A 21,205-nucleotide genomic window follows, 5' to 3' on the forward strand; every position below is an offset into this window, starting at 1 on the left:
CAAACATCATTCTCTAAAGCCGACGATCCTTTCATCCTCCAGGACCCAATGATGTTCAAAATTATAGGAGATGAATTCACATTCGGAAGGTTGTCGCCCGTTGATTATCCCGGTCACCCGGACTGACTTTTTATCTCCGGTCCAAAATTGAAGATTCTTGATCACAATGCTCATCCACTCATTTCTCAACATACCGCTAAGACTAATATGGTTCCGAGAGGTCATTCCTTCAGGCAGCAATATTTGATCCCAGTTGATTTCCGGAGTTAAAGATTGGACGTCCTTTAAAGTGTAATTCCTCTCCTGCAACATCTCATAGATCTCGTTGATCTGATTATAAATGCCTCTTTGCTGCACCTCGGTTTGCAGGACATCGGTTTGATCAGGAATTTGCGGCTGGCCCGATAATTCTACAGGAATGATCAACAATACAAACAGGCCGCAGAAAAAAATAGATATCCGCATAAGAAAAATTTTAGTTGTAAAAAATTCAGGGGAGAAACTATTGACAATAAATTTACTGCTGGTTTATTATTAATTCTTGTACAGATGCGACATTATTACTATCTGAAAATCAAGTCATTATGAAAGGACATATTTATCTGCTCAAAAGATAGTTGATGAACTCCATATCAAGCCTTACCATACTATTGGGAGAGATCTGCAGGTATTCTTTTAGATAACGCGACATGTGAGAATGATCAAAGTAGCCCGATTGATTTGCCAGTTGGGTCCAGGTGATTTCGGGATGGGACTCAAGAAAGTTTAGTAAACATTTGAACTGGTAAACTTGAGCATAGACCTTCGGCGATAATCCCACCTTCTTTTGGAAATGGCGCTCCAGGGTTTTACGAGAGTAAGGAGTAGCCCGTTCGATCTCAGCAATACTCACATTCCCTTTGTGTTCATGAATATAATCCAGTACTTTCTCAAAAGTATCCCGATCATTTTCCTGCGGAATTCTTTTGCTGAAGAACTCCTCCAGGATCAATACCTGTTTTCCTGTTTCAGCTTGAGCAATGAGGTCTTCCCATAAAAGACCGGCTTCCTCCTCTCCTATTAGATCAGACAATCTCATGGAGCTGTTGGTCAATTCTGAAAGGTCATTCTTAAAGAGACGGTGCATGCCGGTTGGCCTGAAGAAGACGAGAAAAGACTTCAGCTCTCCAGTCATTTGTCCATAGACAGGACTAGTGACCTGCCCCGTAGCTACTGCACTCGAAGTGAAAAAGTCCCTGTCTCCAATTTTGCATTCCACTTTACCAACCTCATCCCCTACATTGATTATAAATCCACTAAGAGCTAACGGTGGCGAGAAATATGATTCAGTCACCCCCGCCGGGATCTCAATAACCCCGTAGGACGCTATGTAATCCTGTAGCTCTAAAGCCGGAAGAAAGGTGATTGGTCTGGGCATGGTTCAAATTTGTTACAGCAGGATGAATCTGTGAAACCGGCACAACATCGAGTTGTTACCACTTTTAGAAGTTCTGTAGAAATGGAGATATTGTAAGGTAGCAACTATTTTCTTATTCCTATCAGCTTTTATTGACATTTCCCGAACCTTTGCAGTTTCTGGGATAAAAGTTTAGATTCTTTATTCTGACTTTTTTTCTTTAGCTTCTGCTTCCGTAAAGACATCCAAAAATGAAAAAAATTGCCCTTCTTTTTTTCCTGCTCATCCTTCAGCAGTCCTGCAAGATATCTGATAAACCTACCGGTACCCGATCTACAGCTGATGAACAAGGCGTTGTCGCAGAACAGGCCATGGTTGTTTCTGCCCGGGAAGAAGCTTCCAAAATAGGAGTTGAGATCCTAAGGCAGGGCGGAAACGCTTTTGATGCAATGGTTGCCACAGAAATGGCCCTTGCAGTGGTATATCCATACGCCGGAAATCTCGGTGGCGGAGGCTTCATGGTGTATAGGCTGCAGGATGGGGACACAGGAGCACTGGATTACCGGGAAAAGGCTCCATTAAAAGCTCATCGCAATATGTTCCTTGACAGCCTGGGGGAGCCCGATCGTGAAAAAAGCTGGTTTGGTGGACTTGCTGTAGGCGTACCCGGAACTGTTGCAGGAATTTTTGCTGTCCACCAAAAATTCGGCAGTATGCCCATAGAAGAGATACTTGCTCCAGTCATTGAGCTGGCTGAAAAAGGATTTGTGGTAACTCCAAAACAGGCAGCCTCTCTGCAAAGGCATCGGGAGGAGATCATCAAGTATAACAATGACACAGTACTTTTTGCACGGGAGCACGAGCCCGGAGATACCATCAGGAATATGGCTCTTGCCAGGACCCTTAGCCGCCTGGCAGTTAATGGGCGCGAAGAATTTTACAGCGGGGAAACAGCCGGGAAGCTGGTGGCTTTCCTGCAGGAAAATGGCAGTATCATAACTCCCGAAGATCTGGCCACTTATGAGGCACAATGGCGAAAGCCCGTTGAGTTCAATTATGATGATCTAAAAATCATTTCTATGTCACCTCCTTCCAGTGGCGGGATCGTGATGGGGCAGATCATGAAAATGATAGAACCTTTTCCCCTCCACAAGTACGGGCATAATTCAGTCAAAGCTATACAGGTGATCACCGAAGCCGAAAGAAGGGCCTATGCAGACCGCAGCTATTTTCTTGGCGATCCAGATTTTGTCGATATTCCTGTAGAAACTCTTCTGGGCGACAAGTATATCGAAACTCGCATGGATAACTTCAGCTTTGAATATGCTACCCCTTCTTCCTCAATTAGACATGGCAGCATACCGGGTTATGAAAGCCTGGAAACCACTCACTACTCTATTGTAGATCCTCAAGGCAACGCAGTCTCTGTCACCACCACATTAAATGGTGCTTACGGTTCAAAGCTTTATGCTGAAGAACTGGGCTTTTTCCTGAACAATGAAATGGATGATTTTAGCGCCAAACCCGGCGTGCCCAACATGTTCGGACTTATAGGAGCTGAAGCTAATGCCATTGAACCCCAAAAGCGAATGCTCAGTTCCATGACTCCAACTATTGTAGAAAAGGAAGGAGAACTATGGATGGTGCTGGGCTCTCCCGGCGGCTCAACGATCATAACTTCAGTCCTGCAGACCATTCTCAATGTAGCCGAATTTGAAATGGGTATGCAACAGGCAGTCAACGCCCCCAGGTTTCACCATCAATGGCTTCCAGATGAGGTGAGATTTGAACCAGATTCCTTTGATGATGGAACTCTTAATGCCCTCAGCAAAAAAGGCTATAAAATCACAGTAGGAGAGTCGACCATTCTGGGCAAAGTGGATGCGATTCTTGTACTTCCTAATGGAAAGCTCGAAGCAGGCGCCGATCCACGTGGCGACGATGCTGCGGCAGGATTTTAAATGGTAAGGGTCCGCCGGTACTGGCATTTTCTCCTGAAGCGACAGTGAAAATGAAAATGAATCGAGGACGTAGCAAATTCAAAATTAGTCGTTCCCGATACCAATTTGCTCCTGCCAGTGCAGCTTCAGATTCAAATGAACTGACGAAAGGAGAAATTCAAAAGTAGAACCCAAACAAAGAAGGCTTTGCCGTGAGTTCGAGTGTTTTCATTTTAAGCGACAGCGAAAAATGGAAAAGTATCGAGAACAAAGGCAATACCTCAATTTCATTAAAAGGTTGAGGTAAAAAAATCGATAAAGAGAATATTATATTATCAAAAAAAACTTTATTTGTTAGAGAAACCGCCGGTGATGAAGAAGTACAATATTTTATTGATCAGCCTTTCGGGGTTCCTGATATTGCTGAATTTCTTTCTATTATGGCAGTACGAACCGCAAGTGCATCGCTGGGGCAGGGTAATTAGCACCCTCACATTCTTGATTCTTTTTCTCAAACATTTCCATCCAAAGAAGATCTTGTTGCTGGGTGCTCTGGTTCTGCTCATTGTCGCCGATGCATTTGCTTTAGAGTATCACAAGGCGCTTTCACAGCAGGCTTTCTTTGCTTTACAGTCCCTGGCCTACATTTTCATGGTTTTTCACATTAGCAAATATTTGGTAAAGCAGAAGCTAAAACGCTACCAGGTAGGCTACACAGCCATAGTGATCTTTTTAAACTGTTCGTTCATTGTGATTTTAGGGGAATTGCTTGCCGAAGAAGTTAAAGATCAAATGGTACAAAACCTGTTCTACGTCTATGGGATTGCCACCATCTTCTTCATAAGTGGAGGTATACTTTACTATGACAGGTTTCCCAATGATCTTTCCGCTTCTTTCCTTATGGCAGTTGCTGGTTTTGTAGTCTCCAACCTAATGGGCTTTCCCGCACATTTCATGGAGTTTGGGGAATTCTATTACCTCGACAGAATGTTCTATGTTTTAGGTACAGGCGGGCTCGTCTCTTATAGCTATTATGCCGGCAAAACTCTCTATTCAGTTTCCGAAAATATTTCTCCAGAATACCTTGAGGATCTTCAGAAGAAAACTACAACAAGGGAGGTGCTGGATGACCAGCTGGAAGAACAAAACTATCTTTAAAAATGAACATTCAAAAATGACATTTTTAGGGAATTATATTACCAGCCTTAGAAGAAGAACTTCTAATAAGTCTTTGTAATTTAATATCAATTATTATAAACAAAAGAAATGTCTACTTCAGCTAAACATGATGAGCGTATCGCGAACCTCACCTTTGCTTCTGTCTACCCACACTACCTTACAAAGGTTGAGAAAAAAGGCAGAACCAAAGAAGAACTTCACAAGGTCATAGAATGGCTAACGGGATTTGATGAAGAACAAATTCAGCAACTCATCAGGGAGAAGGTCACCTTTAAAACCTTTTTCCAACGCGCGACTCTTAACCCTAATTCATCACTCATTACTGGGGTAATTTGCGGATATCGTGTTGAAGAAATAGAAAATCCTTTGACACGGGAGGTTCGGTACCTGGATAAACTGGTCGACGAACTTGCGAAAGGTAAAAAGATGGAAAAGATCTTGAGAGATTCCTGAAAAGATTTTCTTCCCGCGAAAAATGTCATTTTAAGCATCTGTAATTCTGCACATGCCAATTTCCCAAATACTCTTATCTTGGCTACCCTAACTAACTATTGAATATGGCTTCAGGATTTTTTGCATTGCTGGATGATATTGCAGCTTTAATGGACGATGTGGCGGTAATGGGAAAGGTCGCCGGAAAGAAAACAGCAGGGATCCTTGGTGATGATCTTGCGGTCAATGCCGAAAAAGCTTCAGGATTCATGTCCTCCCGGGAAATCCCGGTTCTTTGGGCTATTACCAAAGATTCATTCCTGAATAAGCTTATCATTCTTCCTCTCGCCTTCCTGCTAAGTGCCTTTATACCTGCGGCAGTCACTGTCATCCTTATTCTCGGCGGACTTTATTTAGCTTACGAAGGTGCAGAAAAGATCTATGAATATTTCTTCCCTCATGCCCATCAGGAAAAAACTCCCGAACTCAAAGAAGTGACTGAAGAAGAAGCACTGAGGCTTGAAAAAGAGAAAATAAAATCGGCCATTGTGACCGACTTCATATTGTCTGTTGAGATCGTGATCATTGCTTTAGGGACGGTTACCCAGGAAACCTTACTCACCCAGATCCTTGTGGTCTCTCTTATTGCTTTAGTCGCTACGGTGGGTGTTTACGGACTTGTTGCCCTCATCGTAAGAATGGACGAATTTGGCGCAAGACTCATCAACCTGAATGAAAAGGAAAACAGTATTTCCGACAAGATCGGGCAATTCCTTATCAATGCCTTACCTAAAGTGGTCAAAGGACTTTCCATCATTGGAACCTTGGCTTTGCTCCTGGTCTCGGGGGGTATCTTTGTCCACAACATCCATTACTTCCATGACCTGTTTCACGGCATTCCATCTATTATAGTAGAATTCCTGACCGGACTGGTTGTAGGTTTCCTGGTGCTGTTGATCATCAAGGCCGCTAAAAACCTGTGGAAAAAGATAAAAAGCTAATTGTAAGACTTCTGTGATTAGCTCATTGTAGCTCAACCAACTTTGCTGCAGCCATTCTATTCCCTGGATCCTGTTTTGTTACTTGCCGGTAATATTTTAGTGCAAGTATTTTTTTACCGGTCCTTTCATAGTTTTTTGCCAGTTCCAGATTGGCCTTTGACGATTCGGGATATTTTTCAGCTGTCAACTTCAGGATCCTTATACCGGCATCATTTCTGCCTTTTTCAAGCAGCCAGGTGCCTGTATTGATCAGCTCTTTTTCTTCCTGTTCAAAATTAAAAATATCAGCCTCATCTTTCCTGATCCCTTCCAGGAAATCTATTCCTGCATCATAACCCTCGTGAAATATCCTTGCCCGCAAACTTAGTTCAATTGACCGCTTAGGAATACTAAAATCCTGCCCTCTCAAAATAGCATCTATTGCGTTGATATGATCTCCCAGTTCATTATTCCTGTTGTTGGTCAAAAGAATTATGATGTGGCCGGGGTCTGGGATCCACCCAACTCCCGCTTCAAAATTCTGGCTTTGCCCATGGTGATAACGAAACTGCAGTTCATTGTTATCAAAAGCACTCAGCCCCAAAGGAGATTGAGAAGATGGTTTAAAACCCTGCGATAATACCTCTAAACTTTCCTTGCTAATAAGCTCGTTCAAATTAAGGCATTGAACCCACTTGTACATATCTTCAGTGTTCATCGCAAGCCAGCCACTTGTGAAGTTAACCAGCTCATCCTGCACAAAATTCTCATCAAAGGAGCGGGTGAATTGAGGGGTCCCGGAGTTGGGATCGAACACAGAATTCTTCATTCCGCACGGCTTCAGCAGTTGCTCCTTCACAAAATTGGTGTAGCTTTTTCCCGATACCTTCTCAATAATTCGCTTCCGAAGAAAGACATTCACGTTGTTGTAATCATAATCACTTCCAGGTTCAAATTTCAGCTTTTTTACTCCCTGAAGATAATGCCACACTGCAGCATCTGTATCGAACTGTTCAGAATACGGGGCTGGAATTCCGCTTGTATATTGCAGCAAATCCCTCACCGCAACCTTCTGTGCCCATTCGGGTAGGTTGGGAAAAAACGTGCTCAAATTGTCGTTCAGGGAAAGGCTTTTTTCTTCATGAAGAAGCATAATACCTACACCGTCAAATTCCTTGGAAATAGATCCTATTTTAAATCGCAGTTCTTTGCTTAGTAAAGTGGTTTGAGAAGCATTTGCGTAACCTATCGCGCCGTGGTAAACGATCTCACCGTCTACTGCAACAAGTGCATTCCCGTTGAATATTCCCCTGCGGTGTGATTCCTGTAAAAGGGAATCTATTTGTCGGGATCTGGAAGATGTTCGGGACTCTTGGGCAAAAATGGAAGTGGTAAAGAGTAGTAAGAAAAAGAAAGTAAAAAATCTCATTTTTGGATGGTTTACTATTACGACGACTCCATCGTCCTGGTGTAACATCGAAAGTTTCCTGTCATCATGAAGGACGGTAATAGAGGGGCTTCAGGGAATTTTTTTACCTCTTAGAGAATTGTGTTCCTTGAGAAGAACTGGAAAAGATCAAGAACTAAACAGGCCGGGGAAAAAATATTCTGAATTCTGTACCCTCATCGACCTTACTATCTACTTCAATGCGGGCATCGTGTTCCTCGACGATATTCTTGACCGAATTAAGACCAACGCCCATTCCTGAATCCTTACTGGTGTAAAAGGCCTCAAAAAGTTTCTCTACCTGCTCTTGTTCCAGTCCTTCCCCATTGTCTGATATCGTAAGAACAACTTCAGATTCCTCATTTTTAATAAAGACTTTGATGATCCCTTCCCCGGGAATCGTCGCTTCTGAAGCATTCACCAGGATATTGAGAATGGCGATCTCCAGTTTTTCCTTATCGGCTAGAATTTTATAAGAACCGGAATATTTCTTTTTCACCTCAACTCCCGACAGATAAATACGATCTGCTGCTTTTTGCAGGCTGCTTTCAACAATTCCGGAAAGATCCTGTTCAGAGAGTTCAGCTGCTTCATATTTAGAAGAATTCAGTAGGTTATCAACCAGTTCTCTTAGGGTGTGATTACTTCTTTCCAGTATCTCCAGATATTTCTGCACTTTTTGTTTTTCGGGCTCTTCCAGAACTTTTCCGAGAACCTGATTTGCCATGCCTATACTCGCAATAGGATTTCGCAATTCATGAGCCAGAGTTCTTGCTATTTCTCCCTGTATTGAAAACTGCCTGGCCTTCATTAGCTCCTTCTGCGTCTTCTTCTGAGTTGTAATGTTCCTGACTAACAGAATGTATTCTTCCAGCCAAACCCCGTCCGGCCGCTGAAAAACTTTTGCCCTTACACTAAACCATTCCCACTTGTTTTCTTTAAGCTTCAATCTTAACTCAAGATCATGAACTTCATCATCTGAAGATTTGATGAGCCTCCTGTGTAGATCTGATAGTTTCTCACGGTCTCGGGGGTGAATATAGGGCAGGACACTCAAAAGCGGCATTCCTTCTATTCGTTCCTTTTTCATTTCTTCAGCAGGAAAAAGATCCTGATTGAGATATTTTATACTCGAAGTAGCAAGGCTGATGATGAATATATATTCGGGAGTTGTCGAAACCAGTTTCTGCTTGAACCTCACATTTTCCATCAGCTCCCGTTTCGACAAGAGTAGGGAATGCTCCAGCCTTTTTCGCTGCAGGTCTTCCCAATTCAGTTTTTGAGAAATCCAGGAGGTATAGACCAAACCCAGCAAGGCATATGCGATAGTATAGAGGGTAATTCCCAGTTCTGTCTCAATAGATTTTGACCCCACAATAAATAAGAGAGAGACTCCCAGCACCAGCGGCATGGTAACCACAAAAGGCAGGAGGTTTCTAGCCAGCTGGCTCCCGACCTTTACCCCCGATAGAAAATCCACATAATTGTTTCGTGGATTCACGAGGGACATTGCCATCGAAAGCAGAAAGAAACATATGGCAGTGTGAAAAGCCATTGTATTGAAAACAAGGACCCGGGTGGTAGTTACTCCCTGCAAAATGTATGTGAGCACAGCCATTACCGAAATAAGTGCTACGAAGCCAAGCGCATATTTGTGAAACCTTTTAAAAGAAGGTTGGGAAGACCTGGCTGTGATCAATGCCAATCCAAAAGCAGTAAAACATAAAGCTGTCGTCCTTGCCATTCTCCCCGGATAGGTCGAGGAAAAAGGATCCTGAATGAAAAAATTATCAATGGGAAATTCAAAGGGTATGATGTATTCAACAAAACTTGCCAGGCCTATCAGCACAACCAGCCAACCTGTAATTACTCCAAGGGAATTAAGGATATTGTCCTTTTTAACCACCAGGAGAATTCCTATTGCCGAAAATAAAAATAAAAGAGCCGTGTTAAATTTCATGGTGGGAGCACCCGAAAAAAGGCTGAGAAGCGTCGGGTATTTCACCAGCCAGGCAAAAATGACTCCCGCAGCAACACAAATAACTACTCCAGACATTAAAAATACCTGTGTAGTTCTAAAAATTATTCTCCCTGCACCAACAGAATAGTTTTCTGAGTCTAAAACTGCTTTCTCTACCAAATGGAATATGTAAGCACCAAATATAATGAATATTGTCCCTCAAGATTCTTTAACAGTTCATTTAGAATCAAAAACAGTAATCTTAGTTTGAAAAACAGTAAAAAAAATTTTGACATAAAAGCAACCTGCTTTTATATTCTGTAAAAGAATTACAGTTCATCCTGTTTTTCCAACAGCTCGGTCGAAAAAAATTCACATTGCAGGGGTTCTCACTCATCTTTGGTGAAAATTCTTAAAATGAAGATCCCGGCACTACTCTTACTTCTCTTTTCCATCACCTGTTTGCAGGCACAGCACCAATTGAGCGGAACGGTTCAAACAAAATCCGGAAGTCCGGTTATGGGTGCAATTGTGTATATTGAAGGCAGCTACGATGGTGCAACTACAGATGAACAGGGCAATTTTAAATTCAAAAGTTCTGCCAGCGGGGTGCAAACCCTGATCGTTTCCTTCATTTCCTATAAAACCTTTCGGAAGGAGATGGAGGTCGCCCAAATGCAGGACCTGCAAATAACCTTGCGTGAAGACGTAACTTCTCTGGGAGCTGTAGTGTTAAGTGCAGGAACTTTCTCGGCCGGCGACAATTCTAAATTAAATGTCCTAAAACCACTCGATGTGGTGACCACAGCAGGAGTAGCGGGAGATTTCATCGCGGCGCTTCAAACCCTGCCCGGTACCCAAAGCGTAGGAGAAGACGGCCGGCTGTTCGTAAGAGGCGGTACAGCCGAAGAAACCGGAGTTTACATTGACGGTTTACAGGTTTTTCAGCCATATACTGCTTCGGCAAATAATCTTCCTTCCCGGGGCCGCTACTCCCCTTTTCTGTTCGACGGGATAACCTTTTCTACAGGTGGCTATTCCGCAGAATACGGGCAGGCACTTTCGAGCGTACTTCTGCTGAATACCATTAATGAGCCGGATCAAACTGAAACAAATATCTCCTTGATGACAGTGGGCGCAGGACTTGGACATACCCAAAAATGGAAAAGGTCATCCCTTTCGTTCAACACCAGCTATATAAATCTTGCTCCATATCTTGAGCTAATTCCAAACAATGAGCAGGCACATTTCACCAGGCCTTTTCAAAATCTGGGAGGGGAACTGGTCTTTAGAAGGCACTTCAAAAATGGCATTTTCAAGTGGTATGCAGCTTACGAAGCTACAGATTTTGAGGTCCTGCAGCCTTCTCTGGAAGACCCCGACCCTCTAAGGTTCGATCTTCAAAATGAGAATTTCTACACTAATATGTCATACCGCGGAAGAATCGGAAAAAACTGGAGCTTTAATCCCGGCATTAGCTTTTCAACAAATAGCAATGACATTGAAATAGATGCGGCTGAAGTAAAGAACTCCGAACTTTCCGCAAACCTTAAACTGAAGATGAGCAAACATTTTAGCAACCGCTTCAAATTGCATTTTGGAGCCGAAAGTGTGTTGCGCCATTTTTCGGAAGATTATCAGGACCCGGAAGTCAGAGACATTAGCCATGAAATTTCGCCCGATCTGTTTGCTGGCTTTGCTGAGACCGATATGATCTATAGCAAAAGTTTTGCTGTAAAACTGGGTCTAAGAAGTACCTATCTCGACCTTCAGGACGAATTTTATCTTGCTCCAAGGGCATCTATGGCTTTGAAAGCGGGGAAAAACGGTCAGGTTTCCTTTGCCTGGGGGGAATTCCTTCAGCAGGTACCTGTAGATGCATTAAAATATCACGCCACTATTGAACCTGAAGTTGCAACTCATTACATCCTCAATTACCAGTGGACCAAACCCGGCTACACCTTTAGGGCAGAAACTTATTACAAGCAGTACGATCAACTGCTTAAATACGATACAGAAGATCCCGCTTATAATTCCCTGTTCAGCAACGACGGAAATGGTTTTGCCCGCGGGCTGGACCTTTTCTTCCGGGATAATGAGAGCGTTAAGAATATGGAGTATTGGGTTTCCTATAGCTTTATAGATTCAGAACGAAATTTTAAGAATTATCCTGAAGCTGCAACTCCGCAATTCGTAGCCAATCATTCTGCTAGTCTGGTTACGAAGTACTGGATCGACAGCTGGCAAAGTCAGCTGGGTTTCACCTTTAATTTTTCCTCCGGAAGGCCTTACGAGAATCCAAACACAGCCGGTTTTCTGAATGAAAAGACGCGGGACTACCACAGCCTTAGTTTTAACTGGGCATACCTGCTAAGCAGGCAGAAGATCCTCTATTTTTCTGTCTCTAATGTTCTGGGCAGGAAGAATGTCTTTAATTATGAATACGCCAGCACTCCCGGTGAAAACGGACTTTTTGAGAGGCAAGCAATTGCACCTGCAGCCGACAGGTTCTTCTTCGTGGGCTTCTTCTGGACTATAAGCAGCGATAAGAACAGCAACCAGTTGGACAACCTATAATCTGAAAATTTACAGTTCATCCGCAAATTTCTACAGTTCAGAAAGTAAAAATTCCAAAACAGGCGGGTTATAACAACATTTGAAATATAATTTTAAAAAGATCAAAAAAATGAAAGCAATTATCCACACCTTAGTCATGAGCCTGGCCACCTTTATTGCCGCTCATTCTCAAACCCAATTTGACACAGGAATGCAACAAGCCTTTGAACTTTGGCAACAAGGGGAAACTTCCCAGGCTGCAAATCTATTTGAGCGAATAGGTCGCGCCGAAGAGCAGGAATGGCTACCGTTTTATTATGCAGCTCAGATCCAGATCGTTGAGAGTTTTGAGATGACCGATCGTGCACAAAAGGAGGAGCAGTTAAAGAAAGCTCAGGGCCTGTTGAACGACGCAAAGGCTATCGCAGGTAATGATGATGTAGAACTTAAAGTTCTTCAGGCAATGCTGCACACCTCCTACATCACCCTTGATCCTTCCATGTATGGAATGAAGCTTTCCCCTGTAATCACAAACCTCTATGCTACTGCAGCTTCAGAAGCACCAGAGAATCCGAGGGTAGCACTTTCGAGAACTGAATGGAATATTGGTTCGGCTAATTTCTTCGGAGAAGATCCTGCCAAATTTTGTCCCGATTTAGAAGCGGCCCTTCTCCTGTTCCAAGATGAAGAACCAGACGAAGCATATGCGCCGCGCTGGGGAAAAGACAGGACCTTGGGCTTAATTGCCCAGATCTGTGAAAAAAAGAGCAATGAGTAATGACATTTTTCACAACTAATGACGGCAAACTCTTTAAATTATCAAAAAAGAAATAGAAATTAGCACAAAACCCGGGAAAATGAGAATTATTCTAAAAGTATTAAAGATATCTGTTGTCATCTGCCTGGTGGTTATGTCTCTTAATTTGTTCTTTGGAGGATTAAATTTTCCGGCGTTACTGGAAGTTAGAACCTGGAGTATCTATTTTTTTTACTGCTTTATACTTACCCTGGCGAATGGGTTATACTTCACATTTTTTGAAAAAAAGATAGGCTGGGAAAACTCTACTTTAAACAGGGTCCTCCTGGCGGCAGCCGGATCTGTCATCCTTACCCTGGTTGCCTATTTCTTTTGCCGGCTGGTGGATGAGACCCTCTTTCAGGGAGAAAGTTTGCAGTCGTTCCTTAAAAATGAAAGGGCACGATACTACCTTTTTCCGCTCCTGTTCACAGCTGTTGTCTCTCTTGTCTTTCACCTCATATATTTCTATAAGGCCCTGCAGGAAAGAAAAGTTACTGAACAAAAGATCATAGCAGGAACAGCTTCGGCGAAGTTTGAAAGCTTAAAAAACCAGATAGATCCCCATTTTTTGTTCAACAGCCTTAACGTACTGACCTCTTTAATAGACGAAAACCCGGAAAAGGCTCAAAAATTCACAACTTCCCTCTCCAAGATCTATCGCTATGTGCTGGAACAAAAAGACAAAGAGCTGGTAAGCCTGGAGGAGGAGCTTTCTTTTGCCGTGACCTATATGAACCTCCTAAAAATGAGGTTTGAGAATAGTCTTTATTACCAGGTGCCGGAAGCATTAAAACTTTCGGGAGCTAAAGTTGTACCACTTTCATTGCAACTCCTGCTGGAAAACACGGTGAAACATAATGTGCTAAGCGAAGCAAGACCACTACACATCAAGATCTATGAAGAGAATGGTTATCTCGTGGTAGAGAACAATTTTCAGAAGAAGGAAGTTCTTGGCAACAGAAACGGAGTAGGTCTTCAAAACATTGTGAACCGGTATTCCCTTGTTACTCAGCGGAAGGTACTGATTGATAAGAACGCTGAGAGATTTGCAGTAAAACTGCCACTATTAACCAAACAGATTACAGTTATGAAAACCGAACAAATTCAGGAAAATAACTCTTATTACCGTGCCAAACAAAGAGTAAAGGAGCTAAAGGAATTTTATGGAAATCTTATTTCCTATTGTGTAGTCATACCTCTTCTTATTTTTATCAATTATCGCACGTATTGGGAATTCCAGTGGTTCTGGTTTCCCATGTTAGGTTGGGGACTAGGACTTACCTTACACGGATTTTCTGTCTTTGGCTATGGCTCCCGGTGGGAGGAAAAGAAGATCAGGGAAATAATGGAAAAAGAACAACAAAAAAGTAAGTCATGGAACTAAATGAACCCAATTACACTGAAAGTCTTGAATACCAGCGGGCAGTGAAAAAAGTCAAGGCTTTAAAGGGATTTTACGGCCACCTGGCGGTTTACCTTATCATTAATATTCTCCTGCTTTTTGTCTACACAAGGGAGGAAGGTCTTAAAGAAGGACTTCAGGATCTTTCTAATTATTTTACTGCTTTCTTTTGGGGAATAGGTTTGGTAGCCCATGCTGCCGGAGTCTTTATGCCAAACATACTTTTTGGAAGAGCATGGGAGGAGCGAAAGATCAGAGAGCTTATGGAAAAGGAAAAACGAAATAGCTGGGAATAAAGAATCACTTATGATAAACGCAGTTATTGTAGAAGACGAAAAACCCGCAGCACGCCGCCTGCAACGTATGCTGGAAAAGCTGGATGTGCAGGTGGTCGCAACCCTAAATTCGGTTGAAGAGGCTACCAAATGGTTCCTGCAACACGAGCATCCCGAATTGATCTTTTTGGATATTCAGCTTAGCGACGGTCTCTCCTTCGAGATCTTCGAAAATGTAGAAATTGGGTGTTGCATCATCTTTACGACGGCCTATGATGAATACGCCCTGCAGGCTTTCAAGCTCAACAGTATTGATTATCTCTTGAAGCCAATTGATGATGAGGAGCTGGAAACAGCCATCGTAAAATTCAGGAAGACCCGTCACTCCTCCCCTGCCGCAATCGATCTTAAAAACCTGAAGAACCTGCTCAATCTGCCTACTTCAGATTATCGAAAACGCTTCAGCATCCAGGTGGGACAGCATTTGAAGCTCATCAATTCTGAAGAGATAAGTTGTTTTTATTCAGAAAATAAAGGCACCTACCTGCACACCACAGAAAACCGAAGTTATCTGCTCGATAGTAGCCTTGATAAGCTGGAGCAGGAGTTGGATCCCGAGAAATTCTTTAGGGTGAGCCGCAAGTTTATCATCAGGATGAAAGATATAAAAGATATCATCACCTATTCCAATCAGCGACTGGAGGTGCGGCTTGAGCATTACGATGATCAACAGATCATCGTGAGCCGGGAACGGGTAAAGATCTTTAAGGAGTGGCTGGAATGACCTTCCAAAAATGACATTTTTAGAACCTCTTTTTGGGGAAATCCTGAAAAGAAAAAGCACCTTCCTATCCGGAGGTGCTTCTTCCTGATTTGATAAGCAGTGATTTTTTTAAACCACAACTTCGCTTTCCTCTTTTGTAGATTCCAGGTTCCCAGCCGGCTCTTCTTCGCCGCTAAAGTATGGAAACACATCTACGATGGGAGACTCGGTAATTGATGGGATGGTGTAATCTCCCATAGTATTGGCCATGGCTGTGGTGGTGTTCTCAAAAGCCTCCTTTACATCATTGGCCTGCACCAGCATATACATGTTGGTCTTTTTCTCCTTTCCGCTTTCCTCGTCGAGAGCAATAAGTGATATTTTTGATTTGAACCAGCGATCTGAATTTTCAAAAGGATGTACTTCAGAAAAGTTCGCCACTTTAATATTCATGATTCTAAACTCTTCGCTGGTATAGGCAGTCATTTCTTCGCTTATCCTCGCTTCGGCTTCAGTATAAGATACCGCATCCAGAAGATAGGTGTCTGTAGTTACTTTCTGCTCTCCTGTTTCATGTGTTTTTCTGTATTTCACCTTACATTCATACCAAATTACGCTCATAATAATCTTTTTTAGGGAGCCAAAAATAGGATTTCTAGAAGGCCTTCAGAACAAAATAGCCGCAGAGATATTCACAATTTTCTCTCCGGAAAATCATGACCAATAGAAACACCTGAAACTGAAGGGGATTTTAAGCTACAAATTGTCTACTGAAAAAATTCTTCAGATCTGTGCCGAAGCTGACGAAGAACAGGAATAAAAAGTTCCCTTTTTGGAGCTTTAGTATTCTAAAAGGTGAAACAAAAATGAGAATTAAAAAAGATATTCCAAACCTCCATAGATGACAGAAGAACTCACAGAATTATCTCTCTTCAAAATGCCAAACAAGTATCTCCCTGTCAAATTGAATTTGGGACTCAGTCTAAATCCGAGACCGGCCGAGATGCCGGCATCAACTCTATCATAGTCTTCGAAGGTAGAACTGTGGGGTCCAAAAGAGCTTTGTTTCACCTCCTCTTTTTGACGTAGAAGATAACCGAGTTGCAGGCCAAGCTCCGAATAAAAGATCCTGAACATATCATATCTTAATACTACCGGCAGTTCCAGGAAAGATTCTGTTCTAACTGCCTGGTAGTCCAGTTCTGAATTGGGATCATTAATATTAAAACCGTCAATCTCAATTCCTGTATTGCGGTGAGAAAAAAGAATTTCGGGCTGTAGGTTGAGCTTATTCGACAGCCTGACCTCTGCCAAACCTCCAAAAAAGAATCCGGCTTTTAGATTATAATCAATAGAATTTCTTCCATCCATTTCCAGGCGATCCCTAAAGGTAGAAGCATTCGCACCTCCCTTTATTCCCCAGGAAACTTCGGCCTCCTGTCCCTTGGCCGGGAAGATTAAAAATAATAACGCAGTAATAACAGCAACAAGAACCTTTTCCATTGTAGGAAGTTTGGGATTTTTTTGCTGTAGGGGAAGCGCAGCAAAGGTAAGAATTAACTTTACTTTAAGAGGTGCAGGAGCATTTTAATCTCATAAAATTATTTGATGTTAGCTCCTTTTATCGTAATATTGCAATATATCTACCAAACATCTTGTAAATAAAATCTAGTGCAATGAAAAACCAACAGCAATTAAAAGATTTAGTCAAAGAACGCTATTCCAGAATAGCGGCACAGGGGAAAGCAGAGAATGCTGCCTCCTGCTGCGGAGCAACTACTCCTTCCAATAAGGTTTATAACATCATGATGGACGATTATACCGGCACCGATGGCTACATTGAAGACGCCGATCTGGGACTCGGTTGTGGTCTTCCCATTGCATTTGCCGGTATTCAACCCGGGGATACAGTGATTGATCTTGGCTCGGGAGCAGGTAACGACTGTTTTGTAGCCCGTCATGAAACCGGTGCAACAGGTAAGGTAATTGGTATTGACTTTACTCCGGCAATGATAAATAAAGCCCGGATAAATGCCGGGAAACTGGGCTTTAATAATGTAGAGTTCCGCGAAGGAGACATTGATGACATGCCGGTGAATGATAATAGTGCCAATGTGGTCGTAAGTAATTGCGTCTTAAACCTGGTTCCCGATAAACAAAAGGTGTTTAAAGAGATCTTCAGAGTTTTGAAGCCCGGCGGTCATTTTAGTATTTCAGATATCGTACTGGTGGGTGAACTGCCCGAAGCCCTGCGCGAAGATGCCGAAATGTATGCGGGTTGTGTGGCCGGTGCCATTCCAAAAAAAGACTATTTAGGTTTTATAGAAGATACTGGCTTCACCGGAACAAAAATTCAAAAGGAGAAACCAATTTCTATACCTGATGATATCCTGGAGAAATACCTTTCTCAGGAAGAATTGGCCGAATTCAGGAAAGGCAAGACAGGGATCTTTAGCATCACCGTGTATGCAGAGAAACCAGGAGTTAATAAAGACAAACCCAAACTAAAAATGGCTGACCTTCAAAACGAAGAAGCCTGTTGTGCCCCGGATTCGGGATGTTGTTAGTACCTCTCTGCCGGCAGTTCGGGTAGCGGTCAATTCAAGTAGCCGTCAGTTCGAGTGATTTCTTTTGAAGCGAGAGCGAAAAAAGAAATTATCGGGAACGAGGCTTCAACCAAGGTCCGTCATTCTCGATACAAATTGATCCTGCTGTCGCAGTCTCAGTTCACTCGAACTGACGGGGAAATGCTGTGCCGTCAGTTCGAATAGCCGTCAATTCAAGTAGCCGTCAGTTCGAGTGATTTCTTTTGAAGCGAGAGCGAGAAAAGAAATTGTATCGGGAACAGAGGCCTTGAAACAATCTCGTTCCCGATAAACTCAACTCCTATGACCCCGTACTAATTCTCCACTTTCTCCTGGGCATTCATTCGCTCCATTTGTGCCCGTTGTCCTGCTACATCTATTTTGTTTTCGTCGATAGCCTTATGATGAGCTTCTTTGTTGCCACTTCCCCGTTTTGCAAGTTCCTTAAGCCGCTTTTTACGACCGTAGAGTACTAGCAGGTCCCGCGGCCGTAGACGCAGGTCTGTAGGTGGCACACCAATATATACTTCCCCTGCACGTTTTACTCCAAGAACAAGAACCCCTTCATCTGTTAAATTGAGGTCTTTAATTGTCTGGTTGGCCAGCCAATTGTGTTTCCTTATATCGATCTCAGCTATTCGGTAATCTTCTTTTAAATGAAGAAGAGAAACATAATCCCTCAGATCCAGTGCCGTATAGCGGGTAAGCATTCGCTCTATTACAGGATTGAGAATACGATTGAATGCTTTATTCCTCGCCAGGAGCAACAAAATTATCAATCCTAAGCCAAGCACCAAAAGCCGTTCTGTAGTAGCGCCCCCTGCTCCCAGGAAAGAAAGCAAAAGTGTGGAAATAGAAGTTACTACCCCCACAGAACCGAGTCTGATCAAAATCGAGATAATCCTTCGCCGGATTGGCACTTTTAAAATGCTTTCCGATTCTGTGGTTGTATAACCCGTCCCGGAAAAAGCGGACAGGGATTGGAATTTTGCTACTTCCTCAGAAAGACCTGTCATTAATAAAGCAATTGACCCTATTTTTATTACTAGCATAGAAAGAGCTATGACAAGTAAAAGCGACATCACAGAAACCATATTTCATTCTTTTATTGAATCTTCTATAAATTTAAAAAATAAGGTTCGGCTCCGGTAATAAAAAGAATTGTAGTGCTTAATAGGTAGTGCACAGTACTTCATAAGAAGAAAGCCCCGTGCCAGCACGACTAACAAAAAAGCAGGCAAAATTTGCCTGCTTTTTCATCATTATTATAAATTGAGAACTATAGCTTCTTTAGTCCCCTGGTTTCAGACTTTTCGGCTTCCATAATACTTATGGCATATCCACCACCCGGTGCCAACCTTTGAGAAAGTTTGGAATCATTATTCACTACCACTTTCCTGATCCTGTAAGCCTGTGGATTATCCCTGTAATGCGCATCTTTTGCATCTGAGTAAATCGTAGCGATATAGGTTTTATCCTCATCCAGAAAATCAAAAGAGATCTTCGACGTTCTTGGCGTCTCCCCGTTCACATTACCTACAAACCAGTCATTAGTGCCTTTTTCCTTACGGGCAATAGTAATATAATCTCCCGGCTCGGCTTCAAGGTAGATACTTTTTTCCCAATCCATTCCCACATCCTTGATGAACTGAAATGCATCCATAAAGCGTTCGTAATTCTCAGGAAAATCGGCGGCCATTTGTAATGGAGAGTACATAGTGACATAAAGCGCCAGTTGATTTGCTATTGTACTGTTCACCCAGGAGTCATTATCTGGATTTGCCTTGCTAATATCCATTTCAAAAATTCCCGGTGTGTAATCCATTGGTCCACCAATTAGCCTGGTGAATGGAAGCACCGTCACATGATTTGGCTTGGAACCTCCAAACGCCTGATACTCGGTACCCCTTGCCGACTCATTGGCGATAAGGTTGGGCCAGGTACGGGCAATTCCTGTTGGTCTTACAGCTTCATGTGCATTCACCATGATCTCATAATCTGCCGCCTTTTCAATGGCATACTGGTAGTGATCCACAAGCCATTGACTGTAGTGATTTTCTCCTCTTGGCAAGATATCACCCACATATCCACTCTTGACAGCGTTATAGCCATGATCCTTCATGAACTGATATGCAGCATCCATGTGTCGCTCATAATTCCTTACCGAAGAAGAAGTCTCATGGTGCATGATCATTTCAACACCTTTACTTTTAGCATAATCCCTTACCTCTTCCAGATCAAAATCGGGATAGGGAGTCATGAAATCAAAAACATAATCTTTCGAATTTCCAAACCAGTCCTCCCATCCAATGTTCCAGCCTTCCACCAGAACGCCGTCGAAACCGTGTTCAGCAGCAAAGTCTATATAGCGTTTTACATTTTCTGTAGTTGCTCCATGGGTATCATTAGGAGTGGCATTCTCAAAATCTGTTTCGTCCAGTTTTACAGCGGGAAAGTCGTTCGTGTAGTGCCAGGAGCTTTTACCTGTGATCATTTCCCACCAAACTCCCACATATTTCATGGGCTTGATCCAGGAAGTGTCATCAATAGCTACTGGATCGTTAAGATTGTAGGTCATGCGGGAAGCTAAGATATCCCTCGCATCATCACTTACAATAATTGTTCTCCAGGGAGTTTTTCCGGGAGCTATCATATATGCTTTATTTCCTGTAACATCTGGCGTAAGCCATGAGGTAAAAACCAGCTCTTCATCATCCAGTTCCAGGTGCATAGCAGAATAATCTTTCAAAGCAGCTTCGTGCAGGTTGATATATAAACCTTCATCAGTTTTAAGCAACAGTGAGGTCTGCACCCCGGTATCCGAAAATGAGGTTTGAGAGAGATTATCTGTAACAGATTCTTCCATTAATCCTCGTATTTCTGAAAGCCGTGATTCAATATAGTCGTATTCCTGGGTATCATAATCTCCCGGGATCCAGAATGCAGTGTGGTCGCCGGTCATCGCAAATTCTGTTCTCTCATCTTCTACTATGAAATGTCCCAGATTCTGTTGCTGCGGAAATTCATATCTAAAACCCAAACCGTCATTGAACACTCGAAATCTTATAATCATTTCCCTCTCCGTAGGTTTTTGATTAAGTACTACCGCCAGTTCATTGTACTTATTCAGAATTTCGCTTTCTTCACCCCACACAGGTTCCCAGGTTTCTTCAAAAGTTGATTCTTCCCGTTCTATTACTTCAAAGCCATTTATAAGAGAATGTTCATCATCTTTTAGTTTCAAACCTAGCTTACTCGTTTCTATTACAGGTTTTCCTTTATAGGACAAGCTATAAGCTGGAGTTCCATCCTCCAGCAATTCAAAATGCATTTGCACCTCCCCATTTGGAGAAGTGACTTCTTGAGCCAGGGCCAATGACGTGAACGCGAACCACAGGCAGGCAAGCATCAATGGATTCTTCATCTTCATTTCTGAAAAAATTTTAATTAAGAACACAAATATAAGCTTCTTGAAAGGATGTTTACCAAAA

Annotated in this window: 18 protein-coding genes; 10 read left to right on the forward strand and 8 right to left on the reverse strand. The window is 42.6% G+C overall.

Features of this window, described 5'->3' with window-relative positions:
• Window positions 1-6: 6 nt before the first annotated feature.
• Both VR862_RS03485 and VR862_RS03490 read right to left on the reverse strand, forming a co-directional pair.
• The gene (locus VR862_RS03485) at window positions 7-465 is read right to left on the reverse strand and encodes a hypothetical protein (RefSeq protein WP_324719557.1); all 459 of its coding nucleotides are present in this window, start codon (window positions 463-465) and stop codon (window positions 7-9) included.
• Between the two features lie 133 nt (window positions 466-598).
• Window positions 599-1,417 (reverse strand): helix-turn-helix domain-containing protein, encoded by an 819-nt coding sequence (locus tag VR862_RS03490; protein WP_324719558.1) that lies wholly within the window; start codon window positions 1,415-1,417, stop codon window positions 599-601.
• Between the two features lie 230 nt (window positions 1,418-1,647).
• On the opposite strand from VR862_RS03490, the gene ggt reads away from it, so the two are divergent.
• From ggt to VR862_RS03510, 4 genes are all read left to right on the forward strand, one after another.
• Complete coding sequence (ggt, locus tag VR862_RS03495) at window positions 1,648-3,357, forward strand: gamma-glutamyltransferase (protein ID WP_324719559.1); 1,710 nt, start codon at window positions 1,648-1,650, stop codon at window positions 3,355-3,357.
• Window positions 3,358-3,687: 330 nt separating this feature from the next.
• Window positions 3,688-4,494 carry a hypothetical protein gene (locus tag VR862_RS03500; RefSeq protein ID WP_324719560.1) on the forward strand — a complete coding sequence of 269 codons (807 nt, stop codon included), beginning with the start codon at window positions 3,688-3,690 and terminating at the stop codon, window positions 4,492-4,494.
• A 108-nt stretch (window positions 4,495-4,602) separates the two neighbouring features.
• On the forward strand, window positions 4,603-4,968 hold the full coding sequence (locus tag VR862_RS03505) for a DUF2200 domain-containing protein (protein WP_324719561.1): 366 nt from the start codon (window positions 4,603-4,605) through the stop codon (window positions 4,966-4,968).
• Between the two features lie 104 nt (window positions 4,969-5,072).
• The gene (locus VR862_RS03510; protein ID WP_324719562.1) at window positions 5,073-5,948 is read left to right on the forward strand and encodes a DUF808 domain-containing protein; all 876 of its coding nucleotides are present in this window, start codon (window positions 5,073-5,075) and stop codon (window positions 5,946-5,948) included.
• A 22-nt stretch (window positions 5,949-5,970) separates the two neighbouring features.
• On the opposite strand, the gene VR862_RS03515 is transcribed toward VR862_RS03510, so the two are convergent.
• Both VR862_RS03515 and VR862_RS03520 read right to left on the reverse strand, forming a co-directional pair.
• A complete protein-coding gene (locus tag VR862_RS03515) occupies window positions 5,971-7,356 on the reverse strand; it encodes a serine hydrolase domain-containing protein (RefSeq protein WP_324719563.1) in 1,386 nt (461 codons plus the stop codon).
• Window positions 7,357-7,510: 154 nt separating this feature from the next.
• Window positions 7,511-9,514, reverse strand: a complete 2,004-nt coding sequence (locus VR862_RS03520) for a two-component system sensor histidine kinase NtrB (RefSeq protein WP_324719564.1) — start codon at window positions 9,512-9,514, stop codon at window positions 7,511-7,513.
• Between the two features lie 237 nt (window positions 9,515-9,751).
• Between VR862_RS03520 and VR862_RS03525 the strand changes: the two genes are divergently transcribed.
• From VR862_RS03525 to VR862_RS03545, 5 genes are all read left to right on the forward strand, one after another.
• Window positions 9,752-11,911, forward strand: coding sequence for a TonB-dependent receptor (locus VR862_RS03525; protein ID WP_324719565.1), 2,160 nt, complete (start codon window positions 9,752-9,754; stop codon window positions 11,909-11,911).
• Window positions 11,912-12,020: 109 nt separating this feature from the next.
• Window positions 12,021-12,668, forward strand: coding sequence for a hypothetical protein (locus VR862_RS03530; RefSeq protein ID WP_324719566.1), 648 nt, complete (start codon window positions 12,021-12,023; stop codon window positions 12,666-12,668).
• Window positions 12,669-12,747: 79 nt separating this feature from the next.
• Window positions 12,748-14,073, forward strand: coding sequence for a 2TM domain-containing protein (locus tag VR862_RS03535; protein WP_324719567.1), 1,326 nt, complete (start codon window positions 12,748-12,750; stop codon window positions 14,071-14,073).
• On the forward strand, window positions 14,064-14,387 hold the full coding sequence (locus VR862_RS03540; protein ID WP_324719568.1) for a 2TM domain-containing protein: 324 nt from the start codon (window positions 14,064-14,066) through the stop codon (window positions 14,385-14,387). The genes VR862_RS03535 and VR862_RS03540 overlap by 10 nt, the downstream gene beginning before the upstream one ends.
• Window positions 14,388-14,400: 13 nt before the next feature.
• Entirely contained in the window at window positions 14,401-15,150 is a 750-nt protein-coding gene (locus VR862_RS03545; protein WP_324719641.1) for a LytR/AlgR family response regulator transcription factor, read from the forward strand.
• Window positions 15,151-15,258: 108 nt separating this feature from the next.
• Here VR862_RS03545 and VR862_RS03550 read toward each other — a convergent pair whose 3' ends face one another.
• Both VR862_RS03550 and VR862_RS03555 read right to left on the reverse strand, forming a co-directional pair.
• A complete protein-coding gene (locus VR862_RS03550; RefSeq protein ID WP_324719569.1) occupies window positions 15,259-15,750 on the reverse strand; it encodes a DUF4494 domain-containing protein in 492 nt (163 codons plus the stop codon).
• A 252-nt stretch (window positions 15,751-16,002) separates the two neighbouring features.
• Window positions 16,003-16,632, reverse strand: a complete 630-nt coding sequence (locus tag VR862_RS03555; RefSeq protein ID WP_324719570.1) for a porin family protein — start codon at window positions 16,630-16,632, stop codon at window positions 16,003-16,005.
• 173 nt (window positions 16,633-16,805) lie between these two features.
• Between VR862_RS03555 and VR862_RS03560 the strand changes: the two genes are divergently transcribed.
• Window positions 16,806-17,696 carry an arsenite methyltransferase gene (locus tag VR862_RS03560; protein ID WP_324719571.1) on the forward strand — a complete coding sequence of 297 codons (891 nt, stop codon included), beginning with the start codon at window positions 16,806-16,808 and terminating at the stop codon, window positions 17,694-17,696.
• 332 nt (window positions 17,697-18,028) lie between these two features.
• On the opposite strand, the gene VR862_RS03565 is transcribed toward VR862_RS03560, so the two are convergent.
• A complete protein-coding gene (locus VR862_RS03565) occupies window positions 18,029-18,586 on the reverse strand; it encodes a TrkA C-terminal domain-containing protein (protein WP_324719572.1) in 558 nt (185 codons plus the stop codon).
• Between the two features lie 407 nt (window positions 18,587-18,993).
• Window positions 18,994-21,138, reverse strand: coding sequence for a glycoside hydrolase family 97 protein (locus VR862_RS03570; protein WP_324719642.1), 2,145 nt, complete (start codon window positions 21,136-21,138; stop codon window positions 18,994-18,996).
• Window positions 21,139-21,205 lie beyond the last annotated feature (67 nt).

The organism is Salinimicrobium aquimaris, from assembly GCF_035607535.1.
Taxonomy (GTDB): Bacteria; Bacteroidota; Bacteroidia; order Flavobacteriales; family Flavobacteriaceae; genus Salinimicrobium.